The 22,165-nt window shown below is 37.8% G+C and carries 19 protein-coding genes; 2 read left to right on the top strand and 17 right to left on the bottom strand.

Translation table 11 applies throughout. From position 1 onward, the window contains the following. Nucleotides 1-2: 2 nt before the first annotated feature. From BW721_RS03910 to BW721_RS03980, 15 genes are all read right to left on the bottom strand, one after another. Nucleotides 3-806 (bottom strand): TIGR00282 family metallophosphoesterase, encoded by an 804-nt coding sequence (locus BW721_RS03910; protein ID WP_076766312.1) that lies wholly within the window; start codon nucleotides 804-806, stop codon nucleotides 3-5. A 330-nt stretch (nucleotides 807-1,136) separates the two neighbouring features. Beyond that, a complete protein-coding gene (gene rny / locus BW721_RS03915; protein WP_076766314.1) occupies nucleotides 1,137-2,696 on the bottom strand; it encodes a ribonuclease Y in 1,560 nt (519 codons plus the stop codon). Nucleotides 2,697-2,889: 193 nt separating this feature from the next. Further along, entirely contained in the window at nucleotides 2,890-3,945 is a 1,056-nt protein-coding gene (gene recA, locus BW721_RS03920; protein WP_076766316.1) for a recombinase RecA, read from the bottom strand. A 106-nt stretch (nucleotides 3,946-4,051) separates the two neighbouring features. Further along, nucleotides 4,052-5,296, bottom strand: a complete 1,245-nt coding sequence (locus BW721_RS03925; protein ID WP_076766318.1) for a competence/damage-inducible protein A — start codon at nucleotides 5,294-5,296, stop codon at nucleotides 4,052-4,054. Between the two features lie 119 nt (nucleotides 5,297-5,415). Continuing rightward, complete coding sequence (pgsA, locus tag BW721_RS03930; RefSeq protein ID WP_076766320.1) at nucleotides 5,416-6,000, bottom strand: CDP-diacylglycerol--glycerol-3-phosphate 3-phosphatidyltransferase; 585 nt, start codon at nucleotides 5,998-6,000, stop codon at nucleotides 5,416-5,418. 27 nt (nucleotides 6,001-6,027) lie between these two features. Continuing rightward, nucleotides 6,028-6,927, bottom strand: a complete 900-nt coding sequence (locus BW721_RS03935; RefSeq protein WP_076766322.1) for a helix-turn-helix domain-containing protein — start codon at nucleotides 6,925-6,927, stop codon at nucleotides 6,028-6,030. 89 nt (nucleotides 6,928-7,016) lie between these two features. Continuing rightward, nucleotides 7,017-7,742: an elongation factor P 5-aminopentanone reductase gene (gene ymfI, locus BW721_RS03940; protein WP_076766324.1), complete on the bottom strand. Its 726-nt coding sequence runs from the start codon at nucleotides 7,740-7,742 to the stop codon at nucleotides 7,017-7,019. A 1-nt stretch (nucleotide 7,743) separates the two neighbouring features. Next, nucleotides 7,744-9,039, bottom strand: coding sequence for an EF-P 5-aminopentanol modification-associated protein YfmH (yfmH, locus tag BW721_RS03945; RefSeq protein WP_076766326.1), 1,296 nt, complete (start codon nucleotides 9,037-9,039; stop codon nucleotides 7,744-7,746). Continuing rightward, nucleotides 9,032-10,300 (bottom strand): EF-P 5-aminopentanol modification-associated protein YfmF, encoded by a 1,269-nt coding sequence (gene yfmF / locus BW721_RS03950; RefSeq protein WP_076766328.1) that lies wholly within the window; start codon nucleotides 10,298-10,300, stop codon nucleotides 9,032-9,034. Before yfmF ends, yfmH begins: the two co-directional genes overlap by 8 nt. Nucleotides 10,301-10,440: 140 nt before the next feature. Next, complete coding sequence (locus BW721_RS03955) at nucleotides 10,441-11,400, bottom strand: ABC transporter permease (RefSeq protein WP_076766330.1); 960 nt, start codon at nucleotides 11,398-11,400, stop codon at nucleotides 10,441-10,443. Further along, nucleotides 11,401-12,474 (bottom strand): ABC transporter permease, encoded by a 1,074-nt coding sequence (locus tag BW721_RS03960; protein ID WP_076766332.1) that lies wholly within the window; start codon nucleotides 12,472-12,474, stop codon nucleotides 11,401-11,403. Then, nucleotides 12,467-14,041, bottom strand: a complete 1,575-nt coding sequence (locus BW721_RS03965; protein ID WP_076766334.1) for an ABC transporter ATP-binding protein — start codon at nucleotides 14,039-14,041, stop codon at nucleotides 12,467-12,469. The genes BW721_RS03960 and BW721_RS03965 overlap by 8 nt, the downstream gene beginning before the upstream one ends. A gap of 179 nt (nucleotides 14,042-14,220) precedes the next feature. Then, nucleotides 14,221-15,315, bottom strand: a complete 1,095-nt coding sequence (locus BW721_RS03970; RefSeq protein WP_076766336.1) for a BMP family lipoprotein — start codon at nucleotides 15,313-15,315, stop codon at nucleotides 14,221-14,223. A gap of 168 nt (nucleotides 15,316-15,483) precedes the next feature. After that, a complete protein-coding gene (locus BW721_RS03975) occupies nucleotides 15,484-17,937 on the bottom strand; it encodes a DNA translocase FtsK (RefSeq protein WP_076766337.1) in 2,454 nt (817 codons plus the stop codon). A 129-nt stretch (nucleotides 17,938-18,066) separates the two neighbouring features. Further along, the gene (locus BW721_RS03980) at nucleotides 18,067-18,357 is read right to left on the bottom strand and encodes a DUF1033 family protein (protein ID WP_076766339.1); all 291 of its coding nucleotides are present in this window, start codon (nucleotides 18,355-18,357) and stop codon (nucleotides 18,067-18,069) included. A 120-nt stretch (nucleotides 18,358-18,477) separates the two neighbouring features. Here BW721_RS03980 and BW721_RS03985 point away from each other — a divergent pair, with 120 nt between their 5' ends. Both BW721_RS03985 and yidC read left to right on the top strand, forming a co-directional pair. Then, on the top strand, nucleotides 18,478-18,753 hold the full coding sequence (locus BW721_RS03985; protein ID WP_076766341.1) for an acylphosphatase: 276 nt from the start codon (nucleotides 18,478-18,480) through the stop codon (nucleotides 18,751-18,753). Nucleotides 18,754-18,814: 61 nt separating this feature from the next. Next, on the top strand, nucleotides 18,815-19,753 hold the full coding sequence (gene yidC, locus BW721_RS03990) for a membrane protein insertase YidC (protein WP_083686775.1): 939 nt from the start codon (nucleotides 18,815-18,817) through the stop codon (nucleotides 19,751-19,753). Between the two features lie 38 nt (nucleotides 19,754-19,791). Here yidC and BW721_RS03995 read toward each other — a convergent pair whose 3' ends face one another. Further along, complete coding sequence (locus BW721_RS03995) at nucleotides 19,792-21,288, bottom strand: sensor histidine kinase (RefSeq protein ID WP_232222942.1); 1,497 nt, start codon at nucleotides 21,286-21,288, stop codon at nucleotides 19,792-19,794. Between the two features lie 13 nt (nucleotides 21,289-21,301). Further along, nucleotides 21,302-22,012 carry a response regulator transcription factor gene (locus tag BW721_RS04000; protein ID WP_076766344.1) on the bottom strand — a complete coding sequence of 237 codons (711 nt, stop codon included), beginning with the start codon at nucleotides 22,010-22,012 and terminating at the stop codon, nucleotides 21,302-21,304. Nucleotides 22,013-22,165 lie beyond the last annotated feature (153 nt).

Raw genomic sequence — 22,165 nt, forward strand, 5'->3', positions numbered from 1 at the left:
AGTTAATCACTCCCAAATGGTCGATCATCGTTAATTACAATATTCTCAATCCGAATGGCTTGGCCATTTGAAGAATCAATCTCAAGAAAACAACCACTCAATAATTTACGGCCTTGCTCTGGAATTTCATGGCGAACTGGCAATTGACTTAAGAACTTCTCAATAATAATGTCACGTTCAACACCTAAAATACTGTCATAGGCACCTGTCATTCCAACATCCGTTAAATAAGCCGTTCCTTTTGGTAAAATACGTGCATCGTTCGTTTGAACATGGGTATGCGTCCCCACTACAGCAGACACACGACCGTCTAAATACCAGCCCATCGCTTGTTTTTCACTGGTTGTTTCCGCATGAAAATCAACAAAAATACAAGAGGTTTCTTTGCTGACTTCATCTAAAATAGCGTCCATTTTCCGAAAAGGATCATCTAAACTATTCATTAGTGCACGCCCTTGCATATTTATAACAGCGATTTTCTCTTGATTGATATTAATGACTTTGTAACCAATACCGGGCGTTCCTTCAGGGAAATTAGCTGGACGAATCATTTTTACTTTCTCATTATCAATAAAATTGAAGATATCTCTGTTATCCCAAGTGTGATTCCCCATAGTAACCAAATCTACACCTGCTTGCAAAAATTCCTTATAGATTTTTTCTGTAATTCCACGACCTGATGCCGCATTTTCCCCGTTAACAATCGTCAATTGAGGGCGATATTTCCGCTTCAACATTGGTAAACTTTCCAATAGCATGTTTCGTCCAATAGACCCTACAACATCTCCAATAAATAGTACTTTCATGATTTAAATTTCCTCATCTCTACATTTCTCTTATGCTTTATCTTAACAATAATTTGTTTTTTTGCATAGAAGTAAACGCCCAATATAAGAAAAGCGGACAAGTCCGCCTTGGCCTATGAAAAAATAGGAAATTTGTCCCTGAATTGTCAGGAGACTTCACGCTTCAGCGGGTTAGTCGAATGATATGCGTTAGCGAGCAGCGAAGCGCGCAATGGGGCAAATTTATCTTTTTTTCAGTAGGGCAGGACTTGGGAGCTAGACATTGATGGCTGAACTTATAATCCCCTAGTCTAAAAAAAAGCCAGGACAGTTGTCCTAGCTTTCGGATTATTATTTTGCATATTCTATTGCTCTGGTTTCGCGTATAACCGTAACCTTGATGTGTCCCGGATATTCTAGCTCTTCTTCGATTTTTGTTTTAATATCGCGTGCTAATAAGATCGCATGAGAATCATCAACATTCTCAGGGCTAACCATAATTCTTATTTCTCGTCCTGCTTGGATTGCAAAACTACTTGAAACTCCGTCAAATTCATTTGCAATTCCTTCTAATCTTTCCAGCCTGCGAATATAATTTTCAAGTGATTCACTTCTTGCTCCAGGTCGGGCAGCTGACAGCGCATCTGCTGCTGCAACTAAAATAGAAATAATATTAGTTGGTTCAACATCTCCATGGTGAGAGGCAATCGCATTCACAACAATGGCATTTTCTTTGTAGCGTTGGGCAATTTCTGCACCAATCTCAACGTGTGATCCTTCAATTTCATGATCAAGCGCTTTACCAATATCATGAAGCAAGCCTGCTCGCTTAGCCATCGTAATGTCTTCGCCTAATTCGCCAGCCATTACACCAGCTAATTTTGCAACTTCAATACTATGATTTAAAACATTTTGTCCGTAGCTTGTACGGAAATACATTCTTCCAAGAATCTTAATTAGGTCAGGATGTAATGAGTGAATACCAACTTCAAAGGTTGCTTGTTCACCGATTTCTCTAATGCGTTCATCCATCTCTTTGCGGGCGCGATCAACAGCTTCTTCAATTCTAGCCGGATGAATCCGTCCATCTTGAATTAAACGTTCCAATGCAATCTTAGCAGTTTCACGACGAATTGGATCAAATCCACTTAGAACGACTGCTTCAGGTGTATCATCAATAATCAAATCAATCCCTGTTAGTGTTTCTAAAGTACGAATATTACGTCCTTCTCGTCCGATAATTCTACCCTTCATATCATCGTTTGGAAGTGTCACAACTGTAACAGTTGCCTCAGACACAAGATCAGCTGAACTACGTTGAATCGCTTGTAAAATAATATTCTTAGCTTTACGTTCTGATTCATCTTTCGCACGTTGTTCTGACTCTTTAACTAAGACAGCTCGTTCATAAGTTAACTGCTCCTCAGTTTCCTTCATAATGATAGCTTTTGCATCTTCTCGTGACATGGTAGCGATTCTTTCTAGCTCTTGTTGTTGTTCTTCAATAATAGTCTGAATTCGATTTTCTTCAGAAGTTAATGTTTGATTTCTCTTTGCAAGATTTTCTTCCTTATTCTCAATCGTCTTTTCACGTTTGGATAAAGTATTCTCTTTTCGATCCAAATTCTCTTCCTTTTGAATCATGCGATTTTCTTGTTTGAGTACGTCATTTCTTCTTTCTCGAAGTTCTTCTTCAATTGTTGAACGGTATTGATGGCTTTCTTCCTTCGCTTCCAACATGGCCTCTTTTTTCATGGTTTCAGCATCTTTTGCTGCTTCTTCCAAAATTGAGGTTGCTGTATTCCTTGCACCGGCAAGCTCTTTTTCATGATTCGATTTCCGATAAAAGTATCCGATAACGACACCAATAATTAAAGCTATGATAGCGAAGGCAATTTCAATCAATCCCATAAATTCACCTCCGTATCTATTTAGTTGGTCGTTAAAAAATTTTTAAAAATATTTTCTAATGTCTGCACAAGTATCTTACTTATACATATACCAATTTTAAACTTTGTTTGGCATACTGTCAATCAGATTATAGATAGATTAGAAAAATAGACTCTGTTGTGAAATCGATTCACAACAGAGTCTGTCAACATTCTTATTCTTCGTCTAACAATTCAACTGGACCAGTTACGGGCTCTTCCTCTACGACTGGATCACCAATACCGAATTCAGCACGAACCTTACGCTCGATTTCTTCACGGATTTCTGGATTTTCAACTAGGTAAGCTTTGGCATTTTCTCTACCTTGACCAATTCGGGTATCCTTATATGAATACCAAGATCCGCTCTTATTAATAATATCCTTGTCTGAAGCCATATCAACTATTTCTCCAATAATCGAAATACCTTCCCCGTACATAATATCAACTTCTGCAACTTTAAACGGTGGTGCTACTTTATTTTTAACAACTTTGATTTTAGTACGGTTACCAATCACATCTACGCCGTTTTTAATTTGTTCTGCACGACGAACTTCTAAACGAACGGTTGAATAGAATTTCAAAGCACGTCCACCCGGAGTTGTTTCTGGGTTACCAAACATAATTCCAATTTTCTCACGAATTTGATTGATGAAAATTGCAATAGTTTTTGTTTTGTTAATTGAGCCAGATAGTTTACGCAATGCTTGAGACATCAAACGCGCTTGAAGACCCATATGAGAATCTCCCATTTCACCTTCAATTTCAGCACGTGGTACTAAAGCCGCTACCGAGTCAATCACGACAATATCAATCGCTCCAGATGAAATCAATGCATCTGCGATTTCGAGTGCTTGTTCTCCTGTATCTGGTTGAGAAAGTAATAATTCATCCACATTTACACCAATAGCACGAGCGTACTTTGGATCAAGCGCATGCTCAGCATCAATAAAGGCTGCTACGCCGCCCTTTTTCTGTGCTTCTGCAATTGCATGTAAAGAAACGGTTGTTTTACCAGAAGATTCTGGTCCGTAAATTTCAATAATTCTTCCACGTGGGTAGCCACCAACACCAAGTGCAATATCTACAGCTAATGATCCACTCGGTACAGTCGATACTTCTGTATCGACCTTGTCCCCCATTTTCATAACAGAACCTTTTCCGTAAGTACGTTCAATTTTCTTTAACGCTTCATCGAGCGCTTTTTGTCTATTTTCATTATTTGTTGACATGATTTAACCTCCATAAGAGTATTCAGTGTTTCTTCTTTTCCGCATTCTTATCTTATCCTTTTCCAAACAAAAAAGCAAGCAAAAAGTGAACAAACGTTCGCTAGTTTTATTCTGCTACTAACCGACGAATTAAATCCAACCCTTGCATCACAGCATGTTGACGATTACCATTTCGGTCCTTCATAAAACGATATTGTTTTGCAAATGGCTCTTTTCCTGCTTGGCTAATGCCAATCCAGACCGTTCCAGCAGGTTGATTTTCCAAATCATCTGGACCAGCAACACCCGTAAATGAAATAGCTATATCTGTTTGAAAGAATTGACGACAAGCTTCCGACATAGCAATGGCACATGCTTCACTTACCGTACCCTGTTCATCGAGCAATTGCTGGGAAATACCTAAACCATTCCGTTTAATGGCTTCATCATAAGCAACCATGCCACCCTTGAAGAATTGACTGCTTTTAGAAATAGAGACGAGAGTCGATTGAAACAAGCCGCCCGTCAAACTTTCTGCAGCGCTAATGGTCATCCCTTTACTCGTTAACAACTGACCGACAACATTAGCTAAGCTGTTCTGTTCACCTTCCCCGTAGTAATAGTCACCCACACTGACCAATACGTCTTTCACCATTTGTTCAAGCAATTGATTGCAATCATCGGCATCTTTCCCACTTGCAGTAATTCTGAGCGACACTTCATGACTACCTGCATAAGGCGCCAAAGTTGGATTGGTTTGTCCGTCAATTAAGGGAGCAAGACGACTTGCTAATGTTGACTCACCAATACCATAAAAGCGAAGTGTTTTTGATAGAATATAGTGTCTATCGCTATTGATTTCTGCCAGTAGAAACGGCATCAGCTCTGATTGAACCATTTCTTTCAATTCATTTGGTGGGCCGGGCAAAACAACGTAGGCTGTTTCTTCTTTTTTGATGTAACTTCCTAAAGCATGTCCGTTCATATTTTTAAAAGCGAGTCCATTCTTAAAGTAAACAGCTTGTTTTTCATTGTTAGCTGTCATCTCTCGACCCGTTTTTTCAAAATAATTCCGAATGTGAGCTAAGCCGTCTGAATCAAGCGCTAAAGGCTCATTTAAATAACTAGCAATTGTTTCTTTCGTTATATCATCTTGGGTTGGGCCTAAACCACCTGTAAAGATTAATAAGTCGCTCCTCTCTTCCGCAATTTTAATGACATCAATCAACTTCTGTCTGTTATCACCAACAACCGACTGATGATAAGCGTTAATACCGACAGCAGCTAGTTCTCTCGCAATAAAGGCTGCATTCGTATTAACAATCTGTCCTAATAATAACTCTGTTCCAACCGAAATAATTTCTGCAATCATCCTATCGCTCCCTCACTATTAATATCCGCAAAAAAGATCGTTTTCCATTAAAAAAACAGCAGAATTCACTATTTTTTAACTATAGCGTCTATTTCTGCTGTTTTCTTCTTATTTGATTATTATTGATTAAAGGAATCTTTAAAAACGTGCTTATTCTTAATAAAATAATCTGCTCCCGAATAAATAGTAAACATTAAGCAGATATAAAGTAAGACTGTTCCAATTGGGAACCCAGTCATCGCTAGCGGAAAATCATCTAAAAACAACATGATAATAGCCAACATTTGCGTCACCGTTTTAATTTTACCTGGCCAAGCAGCAGCCATAACCTCGCCGTCTTTTACCAATAGAAGACGTAGACCCGTTACCGCTAATTCTCGGCATAAAATGATACTAACTATCCAAGCAGGTGCTAGTCCTTTTTCAACTAAAACGATAAAAGCTGCTGCAACGAGCATCTTATCTGCCAAAGGATCAGCAAATTTTCCAAAGTTCGTTACTAACCCATCTCTTCTGGCAATATAACCATCCAGCCAGTCTGTAAAACTTGCAACTGCAAAAATAATAGTCCCAACTAATTGGGCAAGAGGGACAGATGAGCCCCATAATTCAATATTACCCCATTCTAAAGGTAAGGATAACAATAGTAAAAAGATTGGAATCATAAAGATTCTAACCACAGTAAGTTTATTTGGTAAGTTCACGTTTTCTCTCCTAACTTTTGATTCAGACTACTCATTAAAGTTAATATACAGGGTTTGAGTCTGATTCGTTTGACTATCTTCCGGCTTTTCAATTTCTTGTCCATCAATTGATACCGTTGTTGATGGCAAATAGCCGATTCTAATCGCCATTTCTTTTGTTCCTTCTGCAACAGCTATCTCTTGGCTACTTCCTGCAGCAATTGTTCCTTCAAAAACAACAGCCTCATCTAAGGTGACCCTCACCCATGAACTGCCACTACTATCAATGGTTATTTGCGCCTGTGTGGGAAGCGTTAGCCCTTCAGCTTGATACTGCACACGGTCAGTAACCGTTTCGTCTCGATTAACAACTGTTTCATCATTATTATCTTCTTCGCTTGACTCAACCGCCGTTTCATCTTCATCGTTAGCTGGTTCACTACTTAAACTTTCGATAGACAGCGATTCACTTTGGTTAATAATACCTCCTGGCTCATCGGAACCATTTGAGTTATCACGCATAAAGAAGAAATAAAACCAAATCATCCCTAGTACCAAAATAAGTAACAGCACCATCAGGAACGTTGGTAAATTATTATGCGATGAACTGCTATAGGTAAAATCAGTCTCTTTAGAAGAGCGTTTTAAGTCAGCTCGTTTTGGTAAAGGAACTTCAGATGTCTCTTTTTGGTTTAAGTGGGTAGCGATGACATCAGTGTTTGTTTTTGGCAATTCTGTTTCATTAATCGTCATGCCTAAAACTTCAGCGTATTGCCTAATAAAGGCTTTTACAAAAAAATCGCCCGGTAATTCCTCTAATTTATTCTCTTCAATAGCGATTAAATAGTGTTTCTGAATTTTAGTCAGTTGTTGAACATCATCCAAAGTGTATCCTTTTGTGAGTCTTGCCTGCTTCAATTCTTCACCAATATGATTTCTCTCATCCATACATGCACCACCTTATCTCTACTCAATAGCTATTATAACATAATCGCTATTGATGATATCAAACAGACACTTGTCTTTTTAATTTTTTATTACTTTAACCAACCACCACTTACAGTGATGATCTGCCCAGTCATATAAGAACTATTTGGCTTGAGAATTTGTTCCACCCAGAAGCTAATCTCATCTGGTCGAGCTAAACGCCCAAGAGGAACAGAATCGATTAACTCTGTTAATTCCTCATCACTGTAGTGCTGATTCATATGAGTATCAACTGCTCCTGGACTAACCGCATTAACCGTAATTCCCCATGAAGCCACTTCTTTGCTGTATGCTTTCACAAATGCATTTTGAGCACCTTTTACAGTGCTGTAAAAAACTTCATTACTACTCCCCATTTCACCATAGACAGAACTGATAAATACAACTCGCCCTTCATTCGATTGATGAATTTTATTTTGGAAAGCTTGCGTAATCAAGATTGGTAATTTGACATGCATAGTCCATAATTGATCCATTTTATCTGCAGTCAATTCATCAAGCAAACCATAATCCGTTATGCCGTGTGCAAATACAATAGCATTCAAAGAAAAAAGCTGGTTTTTTAGTGCTGACACAGCATCCAGTGACTCTAGATTAGCTTGCACAAGAAAAAAATCTTGTTTCGGATACAAGGCAGTAAAACGCTCGACTAACTGAGCGACTTTATCTCGGTTTGAGTGGTAGTGAAGATACAAAGACCACCCATCTGCTGCCAGCTTCTCGGCAATACTACTCCCAATATCGCCAGACGCACCTGTTATTAAAGCTGATTTCATATTACTGCTCCTTTTTAGGGTGAATCACAAAAGATGAAATAAGTTGCTCTTTAATATACTTTTGTGCAAATTGCTTGATATCATTGAATTTAATTTCTTCAATTCGGTCCATACGCTCGAACATTTCAATCCCAGAGAAGTACAAGGAACCGTATTGGTTAGAAATATATTCCAACGAATTAAAAGCTTGCAACTGCTCACCAATAAATGCGCGCTTCAAGAGATTAAAGCTATCTTCGTTAAAGTCAGCATCATTCTCCCAGTTCAATAAAATCGCCTTTAAGCGCTCAATGATGAGTTCAGGTTGATCCGTATCCGTTTCAATTGACATGAAATTAAAACTACGGTCTGTATTAAATGAGTAGCCAAAACTATCGTCAATTAATCCTTCGTCATAAAGCGTATTGTAGTTTTGAGAACCGCGGCCGAACAATAATTCCATGAATAAGTTGCCTAATAGATAATAGGTATCGGCTTCGCTTCCCTCTGGAACAGCACGAATACCTTTAACGCCCATCGCTACTTTTGATCGCTTCACATCCATTTCGATGGCAGTATGTGATTGGATACTTTTTATTTTTTCAGCTGGTAAAAAGCGCATAATATGATCTTCTTTTGGAAACTCTTTTTTACTTTGGTTATCTTGAATCAATTGAATCACTGATTCAGGATCAAAATTACCGATTACAACAATATTCATATTTGATGGGTGATAAAAGGTCTCATAGCACTGTTGCAAAATTTCAGGTGTAATTTTTTGAATACTATCCACCGTCCCAGCAATATCAATAGATAGTGGGTGATTTGGATACAGATTCTTCAGCAAACCATAAAATAACCGCCAATCGGGCAAGTCATCATACATTTTAATTTCTTGCTCGATAATCCCTTTCTCTTTCTCAACACCATCATAAGTAAAACGCGGACTTTGAACAAAATCCAGTAATGTTTCAATATTTTCTTCCGCTTTACTTGTCGCTGAAAATAAGTAGCTAGTACGGGTAAACGAGGTAAATGCATTAGCAGATGATCCTAATTCTGCAAAATCTTCAAACGCATCGCGTTCTTCCCCTTCGAATAACTTATGCTCCAAGAAATGAGCAACACCATCTGGAACAACGACTGCTTTATCTGAACCAATCGGCACAAAGTGATTATCAATCGAACCAAAATTAGTTGTCATAATCCCATACACTTTAGCGAATTGAGGCTTAGGAATCAAAATGACTTGTAAGCCATTATCTAACGTTTCATAATAAACTGTTTCATCTAAAAGAGGATAGTCTACTTTATGCATCTGCTTCCTCTCCTTTCAAAAAGAATACTGCTTCCAGTTTCATATTTTTGGCAACAGAAATAATATCGTCTTTCGTTACAGCCATTAAAGCTTCAATCCATTCTTCTTCAGCTATTTGGCGATTTAACAGAAGCTCACTCGTATAAATTTTAGCTAGAGCTTGACCTTGATTATCATCATTTTGTTTATAATGGTTAATTAGCATTTCTTTGGTTTGATTGATTAAGCTATCACTGAAATCACCATTTTGCATATCTGCTAATTGTTCTAGAACAATGGTTTCAACCATCTCACGCTTAGCAAAATCAATCCCAGTACTAACGACTAACTTACCACGAAGGTTATCTAATGAACTGGATGCCGAATAGGCTAAACTTTCTTTTTCACGCACATTTTGGAACAATTTCGAGTGTGGAAAGCCACCAAATAAACCATTAAATACCATTGCAGCATAATGATTGTCTTGTCCAAAATAAATATTTGAAGAGAAACCAAATAACAACTTCCCTTGATTGACATCGGATGCCTCTTCTTGTTTATTAACATCATTCTTTTCATTATTTCTAATGAAAATAGCGGAATCAGAGACCTGACGATCTTCAAAGGGGTTAGTCTGTAAAATCGCGCTAATGCGGTCGTAATCAACATCACCAGATACAAAAATATCTGTTGTATCTTGCTGAATCATATTTAAGTATGTCTGATACAAAGTCTCTTCAGTTATCAGTTCTAAACAATCAGGATTTCCAATTCCTAGATGAATCTGATCTGTCCCTTCAAATAATAACTGATTCAAACGGTATCGAGCGTAAGCAGATTTATTCTCTTCAAGAGATTCAAAGTAGTTCTTTAGATTTAAACGCTCACGGTTGAAGGTTTCTGCGTGAAAGGTTTGATTCTGTACGTTAGGATTAAAAATAATCTCTCTCATAAAGTCAAATGCAGCTTCCAATAAGCTGTTATCACCGCCGATAAACTTATCATTTACTAATTTCAAACGTAGTGTCACAACATGTTGACTGCCATAGCGTTGGGAACTTGAGCTTAGACTAGCACCATACAACCAAGACATATGTTGATCCATCAATTTTTGGCTCGTATATGTTTTAGTATTCGTTACCATCATATTTTTTAAGAGTGTTCGAGCAGTTGCCTGGTCAGCTTGGTAAGCTGTTCTAAATTTGTATTCAATGATTATCGTTTTAAATTTTTTTGTTTGTTGAATATGGGCGTTTACGCCCTTTGCCAATGCTAATTCCACGTATTCACTTCCAATACTTATTAGTTTTCAAAATAGCCTAAAGTGTTTATACACATATAAAAACTATACTCTACTTGCCCTACTTTTACAAACTCAAAAAAACAAAAAAAGGCTTGAGAAAACTCAAGCCCCGTAAGTCTTTATTTTGTTTTAATATATGTTGTCCCATTAGCAGCAGGACCTTTTGATTTACCTATGAATCCAACTAATACAATGACTGTTAAAACATATGGTAGGATACTTAAGTAGATACCAGGAATGTCTTGAATAATCGGAATATAATTTCCAATGACACTCAAGCTTTGAGCAAATCCAAAGAATAAGGCTGCTCCCATTACTGAAATAGGATTCCACTTACCGAAAATCATTGCTGCCATAGCAATAAACCCTTGCCCAGCAATAGTCGTTACTGAGAAGTTTAAAGTAATTGATTGAGCAACAACCGCTCCACCAATACCACCAAGCAAACCAGAAATCATTACCCCTGCATAACGCATCAGATAAACATTGATTCCCAACGTATCAGCTGCTTGAGGATGCTCCCCAACTGAACGTAAACGCAAACCAAATGTTGTTTTAAAAATAATGAAGTAAGCAAGAACTGCAGCTAAAATACCAACATAAGCCGCAATTGTAATATCAGTAAAGAAAATTCTTCCGATAACAGGAATATCTTTTAGAAACGGAATACTACGTTTACCAAAATTATAAACAACAAAATCAGTTTGTCCTTTTCCATCATAGAGTACTTTCGTTAAGAAAACAGCTAAAGATGGTGCCAACATATTTAAAGCCGTTCCTGAAACGATATGGTCTGCTCTTAAATTAACAGTCGCTAAAGCATGGATAAGAGAGAAAACGACACCGATTAATCCACCTACTATGAGGCCAAACCACGGTGTTGCTGAGCCAAAGCTTTCGCCGAAACTTAGGTTAAAGACAATGGAAGAGAAAGCTCCCATAACCATGATTCCCTCAAGCCCAACGTTAACAATACCGCTTCGTTCAGAGAATGTTCCACCTAATGCTGTAAAGATAAGAGGTGCAGAATACATCAAGGTATTCGATACTACAATAGTCAGAAGTGTAATGATATCCATCTACGCCACCTCTTTCTTTTTAGTCTGTTTGGTTTTTGTAATCAATAGACGAATAATATAATTTGCCCCAACAAAGAAGATGATTAAAGCAATAACAATATCAACGATTTCATTTGGTACACCAGCAATAAGTGGCATACTTGAACCACCTGTTTTCAATACACTAAACAAGAATGCTGAGAATAAAATACCAATTGGATTACTTGCTCCCAACAAGGCTACACCCATACCATCAAAACCTAGAGATGGAATCGCACCTTGTGTAAAGATATTTTGGAAGTTACCTAGTCCTTCCATAGCGCCACCTAAACCTGCTAATGCACCACTAAGAAGCATCGCTAGAATAATATTTTTCTTAGCGTTCATACCTGCATAGTCAGCAGCATCAGTATTTAACCCAACAGAGCGTAATTCAAACCCAACTGTTGTCTTGTTAATCAATACCCATACGACAAATACCATGATAAATGAGATAAAAATCCCACCATGAATCGTAGAATTATCTGTTAAGCTTGTTAAAAATGGAATACGTAGGCTTGCTGCTTCAGAAATACGAGCAGTCGAATCGCTGTTTTCTGTTAAGACATTACGAATCACATGATTAACGACATGTAACGCAATGTGGTTTAACATAATCGTGACAATAACTTCACTTGTATCAAAGAATGCACGAAGCACGCCGGCAATACCTGCCCAAATTGCGCCTCCCACCATTCCTGCTAAAACAGATAACGGCATTAATATAAAGCTTGGTAAATCTGGGAACAAGGTTGCTACCCAAATAGAAGATAACCAACCCACTAACACTTGACCTGCAACCCCGATATTAAAGAAACCAGCAATATTAGCTACTGCAAAACCAAGTGCAATAACAATTAAAGGTGCCATTTGACGAAGTGTTTGTCCCACATAAAAGGGAGTAAATAATGCGCCTCTTACCATAGCTGTATAGCCAGCTACTGGATCATAACCGTAAACCAACATGATAATCGCACCAATTAAAATCCCTAAAACAATCGATAACAAAGGAACAGCGTATTGTTGCAAACGATCCATTTGTAATTTTTTATTCATGACTGCTACCTCCTTTGCTCTTTGCTGCTTGTAGTTCTTTTCTTGCTTGTTCCAAAGGAGTACCTGTCATTAATAAACCTAACTCTTGTTCTGAAGTCTCTGATTGCTTCACTTCAGCAACGATTTGCCCTTCATAGATAACGACAATGCGATCGGAAACATTTAGAATTTCATCTAGCTCAAAACTCATTAATAAAACTGCATTCCCTTGATCTCTATGTTCAATCAAGCGTTTATGAATAAATTCAATCGCCCCGACATCCAACCCTCGAGTTGGTTGAGCTGCAATTAATAATGATGGATCGCGATCAACCTCACGCGCAATAATAGCCTTTTGTTGGTTCCCACCAGATAGAGAGCCTGCCGTTGATTTTTCACTTTGCGTACGCACATCAAATTCTTGAATTAAACGAACCGCATAGTTGTCCATTTCTTTTTCATTAAGGAAGAAGTTGTGACTGAAAGGTTCTTTATAGTAACTTTGTAGGGAGATATTCTCAGATAAAGTCATTGGTAAAATCAAGCCATGACGTTGACGGTCTTCTGGAATATGACCAACACCTGACTCGGTAATTTTACGTGGCGGTAAATTGGTAATATCTTTTCCATTCAATTTAATAGTTCCGCTCTCTACTTTCTTCAAACCTGTAATAGCTTGAATGAGCTCAGATTGTCCGTTGCCATCAATACCTGCAATACCAACTGTTTCACCAGCACGCAATGTCAAACTTAAGTTTTTAACGGCTTCAAGTCCGCGACTTTCTTTAACAACGATATTGTCAACTTCTAAGACAGTTTCTGTAGGATTTGATTCAGCTTTATTTGTTTTAAATAGAACTGAACGACCTACCATCATATCTGCCATTTCTTGTTTTGATGTTGCGGCCACGTCTACTGTATCAATACTCTTACCACGACGAATAACAGTTACTCGGTCGGCAACAGCCTTAATTTCATCTAGTTTATGAGTAATCAGGATGATTGACTTGCCCTCTTTAACTAAGCCCTTCATAATCAGCATTAATTCGTCAATCTCTTGAGGTGTTAATACAGCTGTTGGCTCATCAAAAATCAAAATGTCTGCGCCACGATATAATGTTTTAAGAATTTCAACACGTTGCTCCATCCCCACTGAAATATCTTCGATTTTAGCAGTTGGATCAACATGCAGGTGATATTTTTCTGACAAGCCTTTAATGGTCTTTTGAGCTTTTTTGCGATCTAAAATCCCAATACGACTTTCTTCATTACCTAAAATAATATTTTCCGTAACTGTAAAGTCCTTTACAAGCATGAAATGTTGGTGAACCATACCAATTCCCAATTTCCCTGCCACTGTAGGAGAACTAATCTCTACCTCTTTGCCATTTACTTTAATTGAACCGCTTGTTGGTTGTAATAATCCAGAAAGAATGTTCATCAAAGTAGATTTCCCTGCTCCGTTTTCACCTAGCAAGGCATGTATTTCGCCTTTTTTGACTTTCAAATGAATGTCATCATTAGCTTTAAACGTTCCAAAAGCCTTGGTTACACCAAGCATTTCTATGACATAGTTTTCTTCCGTCATGGCTCTTCCTCCTTTTCTCTACCCTAACATCAAATGTACTACTCCCATTATACGTTATGTCTATGACGTTTAATAATAATAAAAATCTAATAATTGCAGTAATCTAAATATTAACGTATAAAAAGAGGGCTGGGACAAACGTCTCAGCCCCCTAGGGATTAACTAGTTATATGATTTGATTATCTTGCTGGTGTTTCACTTACTGTAATTTCACCACTGATAACTTTTTGTTCTGCTTCACGTACTGCAGTTATAACGTCTTCAGTTAATACGCCGTCAGTCAAGCTAACACCGCCATCAACAAGTCCTAGAGTCATAACTTCGTTTGATGGGAAATCACCGTTCATTGTAAGATTAGCGATATCATGAGCAGCAACACCTACACCTTTAACAGTAGATGTCAATGTTAAATCACGAACTTCACCGTTAATTGTGATTTTTCCTTCTTCTTGTTGGTCACGGTCAACACCGACTACATAGATTTCACGAGTTGGTTCAGCTTCTACAATATCACGAGCTTCTGAGAATACACCGTTACCAGCGTTACCAGCTGCTTGATAGATAATGTCTGCGCCATCTGAGTACATTGCGCTTGCAATTGATTTTGCACGAGCTGCATCATCAAATGAGTCAACGTATTGAACGTTTACTTCGATTGCTTCGTCAACATATTTAACACCTTCAACAAATCCAGCTTCGAAACGGTCGATAACGACACCTTCCATACCACCTACGAAACCTACTTTATTTGTTTTTGTTGTCATTGCAGCAGCAACACCAGCTAAGAATGCTGCTTCGTTATCTGCAAACAATACAGATGTTGTGTTTTCGCCTTCGATTGTATCATCGATAATAGCAAATTTTGTGTTTGGGTAAGTTTGAGAAACTTCTTGCATTGCTTCTTTCAATTTGTAGCCAACACCAAAGACTAAGTCAAAGTTGCTGTTAACTGCAGTTGTTAGGTTCGTGATAAATTCAGCATCGCTGTTAGATACGATGTGGTTGTAACCATCGATACCTTCTGATTTACCATTTTCTTCGCCCCATGCTTGTAGGCCTTCCCATGCGCTTTGGTTGAACGATTTATCATCAACACCGCCAATATCTGTAACCATTACTGTAGTAAAATCATTAGCGCTTGCTTCGCTACCTACTTCACTACTTTGTTCTACTTCGCTGCTTGTGTCTGATCCACCATCATTGCCACATGCTGCTAGAAGTACTCCTGTACTTAAACCTAATGTCAGTAAGCTAAGAAATTTTTGCTTTCTCACTATAAACCCTCCATTTTGAGTAGAAACTACTCGTTTTTTTTGCAAGTACGTGCCTCGCTTAATGAAAGAATAGCATAGTTCTTTCGAATAGGAAATATGGTTATAACTTTTTTCATTTATTTTTCATTTTGAAATCGTTTCACCGCGATGTAAAAGTGTTGAATTCTGTTATTTTGGGTCAGAATCCGAACTTTCATTTAACATTTCGAAAGTGACGTTCACTTTCCTAGGTTTACTACCGTCAGCTGGTCCAACATAGCCTCTTGCCTCCATATCATCAATAATCCGAGCAGCACGGTTATAACCTATACGGAATTTACGTTGTAGTTTCGAAATACTCGCAGCTTCTTCTTCAATGATAAATTCGAGTGCTTGTTCGAAGTACTCATCTTCCGGTTCTTCACTTGTAGAAGCAGTTGGTTCGAGTTGCATCATCTCTTCAACATAATTAGGCTCTTGTTGTTCCTTAACAAAAGTGACGACATTCTCTACTTCCCAATCAGAAATAAAGGCCCCTTGCACACGTCTAGGTTTATTCTCACCCATTGGTCGGAATAACATATCGCCTCGTCCTAATAATTTTTCTGCACCACTACCATCAATGATCGTACGTGAGTCAATCGAACTTGAAACAGCAAAGGCAATTCGAGAAGGCACATTTGCTTTAATGATACCGGTAATAACATCCACACTTGGTCGTTGAGTGGCAAGAATCATATGAATTCCTGCCGCACGCGCCATTTGAGCTAGACGTGTTATAGCATCTTCCACTTCATTGCTTGCTACCATCATTAAATCTGCTAACTCATCAACAATGACTACAATATAAGGAAGCGTAGGATTATTCTCCCCTTTTTCCACATTATAAGACATAATTAATTCGTTATAGCCATCGATATTACGCATACCCGTGCCTGCAAACAACTCATAACGTCTTTCCATTTCAGCAACAACCTTATGCAAAGCTTGAGCTGCCTTACGTGGGTTTGTAACAACTGGTGTTAACAGGTGTGGCACACCGTTATAGACATTTAACTCAACCTTTTTAGGGTCAATCATCATCATTTTAACTTCATTAGGCTTCGCCTTCATTAAGATACTCGTAATAATGCCGTTAATGGCTACAGATTTACCACTACCTGTCGCACCTGCAATCAGTATGTGAGGCATTTTAGTTAAGTCTGCATACTGAACAACACCAGAGATGTCTCTTCCTAATGGTACTTCTAATAACTTATCATTCTCATGATTGACATCTAAGATACTTCGGAAAGAAACCGTACTGACTTCGCTATTAGGTACTTCGATACCAATAAACGATTTCCCTGGTATTGGGGCTTCAATACGAATGTCTTTGGCTGCGAGCGCTAATGCTAAATCGTCGGCTAAGTTGACAATCTTGCTAACTTTTACACCAACAGCAGGTTGAATTTCGTATTTTGTTACGGCTGGTCCTAAGTTAGCTTTACGAACAGTCGCGTCCACACCAAAACTTTCGAAGGTTTCTTCTAACACTTTCACGTTATTCTCAATAATAGCGTACTCGCTAGATTGATCTGTTGGTGGGATATCCTTCAACAAGCTAACAGGTGGCAGTTGATAATCTCTATTTTCTGTTTCTTCAGTAATCTCAAAATCCAGAACTTCACCATTATCCTCATCTTCTTCAGCCTCTGGGGCTTGTTGGTCTTCGGATGGCGCAGCTGTTGCTTTGGGTGTTGGAAGGACGGTTTTAGTATCAGTCTCTTTTTGATAGCTATCAATGGTTAGACGTGTTTGCTTAGGCTCACTATCCAAACTGATATCGTCTTCTGCGATAACGGCCGTTGCTTCTTTTTTGATTTTATTTTTAGTGCGACTAAACCAACCTTCAGACTCATCAGTTGATTCTTCTTCTGTATCTTCAACAGAGTCAAAACGACCATTATCGGTTACAACAGATGGTTTTTGGTTAACTTGTTTCATTTGACTTGTCTTATCACTAATCGCAGATTTCAAATTGATAAAAAGCGGATTAAAAATGCGGTATAAACCACCATAAATCGTCATCGCTATTTTTCTGATTATAGTCATCACATCATGGGTATCCATGCCAAACAAGGTGCATACAGCGAAAAACACCATAAAGGCAACTAAGGTATAGGTTCCCCATTGTGACACAAGAAAATGACTGCATTGATAAAGAATCGCTCCTATCATACCGCCGCCCATAATACCCGAAATTACACTCGTTCTAACATCGGATAAAAAACGCATGAGGGTAATTTGAAACAATGATCCCTCTGATGCCATGACATGCTGGAAGGTTTGAGCATGTAAAAATAACATTCCTGCTAATAAAAGTAGCGAAATAGCAAGGACATATTGTTTTCTTAATCGTGGTTCTCGTCCCATAATTAGTAAATATAATCCATACACGCCAAACATTGCTAGAGGCAGGATAAATAGTTCACCAAAAAAGAAACGGAAAAAGTTTGCCATTAAAACACCAGCAAAGCCTAGCTTGCTGATCCCTAATATTGCTGAAAAAACAAAGAGAATGCCTATTAATTCATAAGAAACCTTATTTGTCTTTTTTGGTTTTCGTTTCGTTTTATTTCGATTGGTTGGTGTTCTTGCCAATGTATTCACTCTTTTCTATATAAACCTACTATTTTCTATCTGTATGTTATTATACATGATTAAGTCGCTTTTTCAGCAATAAAAATAGGTCCAGACCATTGTCTCGACCTGTTCATTAGATGATAGCACTTATTCTAAAACTTTTTCATCTTTCAATAACATAACACCGTGGAACAATTGGATGTCATCTTCGCAAGACTCACAATAAACCATTTCTTCTTCGCACCAGTAGGCAGCTAAATAGGGCTCTTTCTCCTTTTGATAGGGATACTGATTCGCTAACTCCTGTGTAAACTCTCTATAAGCGATCTTAGCGTCATTTAAATCAGGATAATCAATTTTCTTTATGATTAAAGACTGCCAATCTTCAAAAAACCACCATGGTTCATATTCGCCTTCTGTAAAAAAAATCTGATACATGACTGTCCCTCTCTTTTCGCTTCACTTTAAAATTGACTGGAACGTATCCAATCTGTACACTAAAAATATAACAAAAAGAACAGTATTAGTGAAACATTACGATTCGAGAGGTGTTTTGAAATGAAAAAAAAGATGATAGTTGTTAAAGGACGCGTGCAAGGTGTCGGCTTCCGTTATGTCACCAAGCAGCTCGCAGATGAGCTTGAAATTAAGGGAACAGTTGCTAATCAAGACGATGGCTCTGTTTACATTGAAGCTCAAGGATCTGATGAGCAAATGGAACGCTTTATTACTAAGTTAAAAAACAACCCTACCCCTTTCTCTAAAGTCGAAACAATTGACATCACTGACTCTGAAAAGCTTGATAATTTCATAAGCTTCAAAATAACCAATTGAAATAACCCCTTTACTCCTGTATAGTGAGTAACATATGAATTTTTAACAAAGGAATGTTGACATGAAATTAAATAAGAAAACACTTCTATTCTCAGCAGAAATGCTGGCAGTTCTGACTTTCTTATCAGGATGTATGCAGTATGATGATAATAGAAACCCAACTGGTTTTATCTATGAGTATATGGTTGTTCCAACAGGACAATTAATTGTCTGGTTAGCTGAATTGTTTAGTGGTAATTATGGCTTGGCGATTATTTTAATCACCATTATCGTACGCATTATCATTATGCCGTTGAACTTTAGCCAAATTAAAAAATCCATGGTTCAACAAGAAAAAATGCGTTACATTAAACCTGAACTTGAGGACATCCAACGTCGTCAAAAGGAAGCTGCCACACCTGAAGAAAAAAATGCTGTTTCACAAGAGATGATGGCTCTTTACAAAGAGAATAACATCAGCATGACTGGTGGAGTTGGCTGTTTACCGATTTTAATTCAGATGCCAATCTTTACTGCTATGTATCAAGCCGTTAACTTAACTCCTCAAATTTCTGAGAGTACGTTCTTCGGTATTAACCTAGGATCACCAAGTATTTTGCTCGCTATTCTAGCTGGTGTTGCTTATTTTGGACAAGGTTATGTATCTATGCTAGGAATGCCAGAGGAAACACGCGGTCAAATGAAGTCAATGATGCTGATGAACCCATTGATGATTCTGTTCTTCTCATGGTCATCACCAGCAGGTTTAGCTCTTTATTGGCTTGCAGGCGGTATCTTCGCAGTTGCTCAAACGCTTATCCAAAATAGTTTGATTAAACCTCGCGTTAAAGCAGAGGTTGAGGAAGAAATGAAGAGAAATCCAATTAAAAAACCAATCAAACAAGCAAAAGTTGTGTCGCCAGCTGATAAAAAACCAGTTAAGACATTAACAGCTGCTCAACAACTTTCGAAAAAATCATCTGGTAGAAATGCTGGTAAACAACAAAATAAACGTGACTAAACGAAAAAAGCTGCTGAATCTATGATTCAGCAGCTTTTTTAGTCATCATCGACTTCATCTTCAACTTTATAATCAACGATGAATGGGAGTTGGATTCTAAAGACCGTTCCATGTCCTAACACACTCTCTACTGAAATGTCACCCTTATAACCTTCTAAAAGCTCCTTAGCAATTGAAAGTCCTAATCCATGGCCGCCCTTTTCACGAGATCGGGCCTTATCAACGCGGTAAAAACGATTAAAGATGCGTTGTTGATCTTCTTGTGACATTCCTTCACCAAAATCTTGAATGGCAATTTGGACACGCGACAATGTCTCGGATACAGAAATATGAATTTCCTTACGGTTAGTTGAGTATTTAACGGCATTATCTAATAAAATAACCAGAATCTGTTCTAAATGATTGCGATAAATATTGATATATCGCTCTTCATCTAAATCGTCATCAAAGAAAAACGAAAAATCTTCGTATAACATATCAAAGTTATGGAAAACTTGCTCAACTACTTCTCTGATTGGCGTAATTTCATTTTTGTAATGCATTTGAACTTGCTCGGCTCTTGAAAGATCCAGCATTTCTTGAACGAGAGTTTTCATCCTCGTGATCTCATTTAGCGATGCCGATAGTGATTCATCAAGAACTTGGGGATCATCTTTACCCCAACGGTTCAATAATTTTAAATGTCCTTCTACTATGGCAGTTGGTGTCCTTAGTTCGTGAGAGACATCTTCAACGAATTGCTTTTGCTGACGAACATATAAGGCCATCTTGTCCAACAAGTCATTAATTTTCTCAGACAAATCAGTTAACTCATCTTCAGCATTCGTTGATTTGACAACAATTCGAGATTGTGACAGCGTATCTTCAGTAATATCATTCATCGTATCAACCATATGTTTGATTGGACGGAAGAAATACTGAGCAAAACCATATCCCAACAACATACAAATCAACATACCGACTACCATAAATAAGAAGACATCCTTATTATTTTTGGCAACCAGATTATGATATTGCGTCAGACGGAACATAATTTGGACATAGCCTAACAATTTTGAGTCTTGTTTGGTAACGATTGTATCGCCACCAATAAAGGCGTCGCGATTATTGAGCTTGGTTTGGTTAAGATAAAAACCAGATACCCGTTGATAGTTCGTATTGGTTCGTCTTGATTCATAGAGTAAACTACCCTCTGGACTAAAGACGCGAATGGTAATACCTCGATTTTCTAATTCGTCGAGAAAAGGAACATTGTCAATCTTCAAAACACCCTTGGTTGTCGTAGAGGCCGAAACCTTTTCCATTAAACTAGTGACATTGTTCTCCGTCAAGGTGGTCTCAAACTGACTAAGAGTTTCAGAAACTGACGTGACTAATTCTCCAGCATACTGACGTTCTCTTTCATACAATTCTTCGTGAATCTTATTTAAAACAAATAAAGATGTAAACAAAAACAATGTAATGAAAGCAATCGTCAACCGTAAGCCCCATTTCCAGCGAACGGACGTTGTTGTCACTTTCTTTCTATACGGCATAGTCGTCATCCTATCATGAATTTAATGAACGCATCACGTAGCCTGTACCACGAACCGTTTGAATATAGCTATCTTTACCTGGAACATCAATTTTATTTCTCAGATAACGAATATAAACATCAACAACATTTGTCTCAACTTCAGACTTATAACCCCAGACTTTGTTTAATAAAACATCACGGGATAAAACGACATTGACATTTTCCATCAAGATCAATAACAATTCATATTCACGTTTTGTTAGTTCGATTGGCTCATCATCACGACGAACAATACGATTTTCTTTTTCAATAACTAAATCGCGGTAAGTAACAGTGGTTTGTTTTACTTTTCTTTGTTCTTCTTCAATGTCAATACGACGTAGTAAAGCCCGGATACGTGCCAATAACTCTTCGATTGCAAATGGTTTTACAATATAGTCATCAGCCCCATGATCTAAACCAGATACGCGGTCAATGACAGAATCACGAGCAGTCATAATAATAATCGGTACATTTTTAGTTGGTCTCAAGCGACGGCAAACTTCAATACCGTTTAGCTCAGGCAACATTAAATCTAGCAGGATTAAATCCCAATCTGAATTTAGCGCAGCCTCTAAACCAGTACGACCGTTATAACAAATTTCTGTCTCATAACCTTCATGCTTTAACTCTAATTCAATAAAACGAGCAAGATTCTTTTCATCTTCAATGATTAAAATACGTTGCTTTTCATTTATTTCCATTGTATTCACCCTTTATTCCATTATATGAAACATTATATTTTTATAATAAAATTCTAGTTTCATTCTAACATATCAATCACAAAAAGCGCATCCAAATCGCTAGTTTTTTGCTTTGAATACGTAAAAATGTTTATTTTTTTAACTTTTACACAT

It is taken from the genome of Jeotgalibaca sp. PTS2502 (assembly GCF_001975685.1).
GTDB classification, from domain to species: domain Bacteria; phylum Bacillota; class Bacilli; order Lactobacillales; family Aerococcaceae; genus Jeotgalibaca; species Jeotgalibaca arthritidis.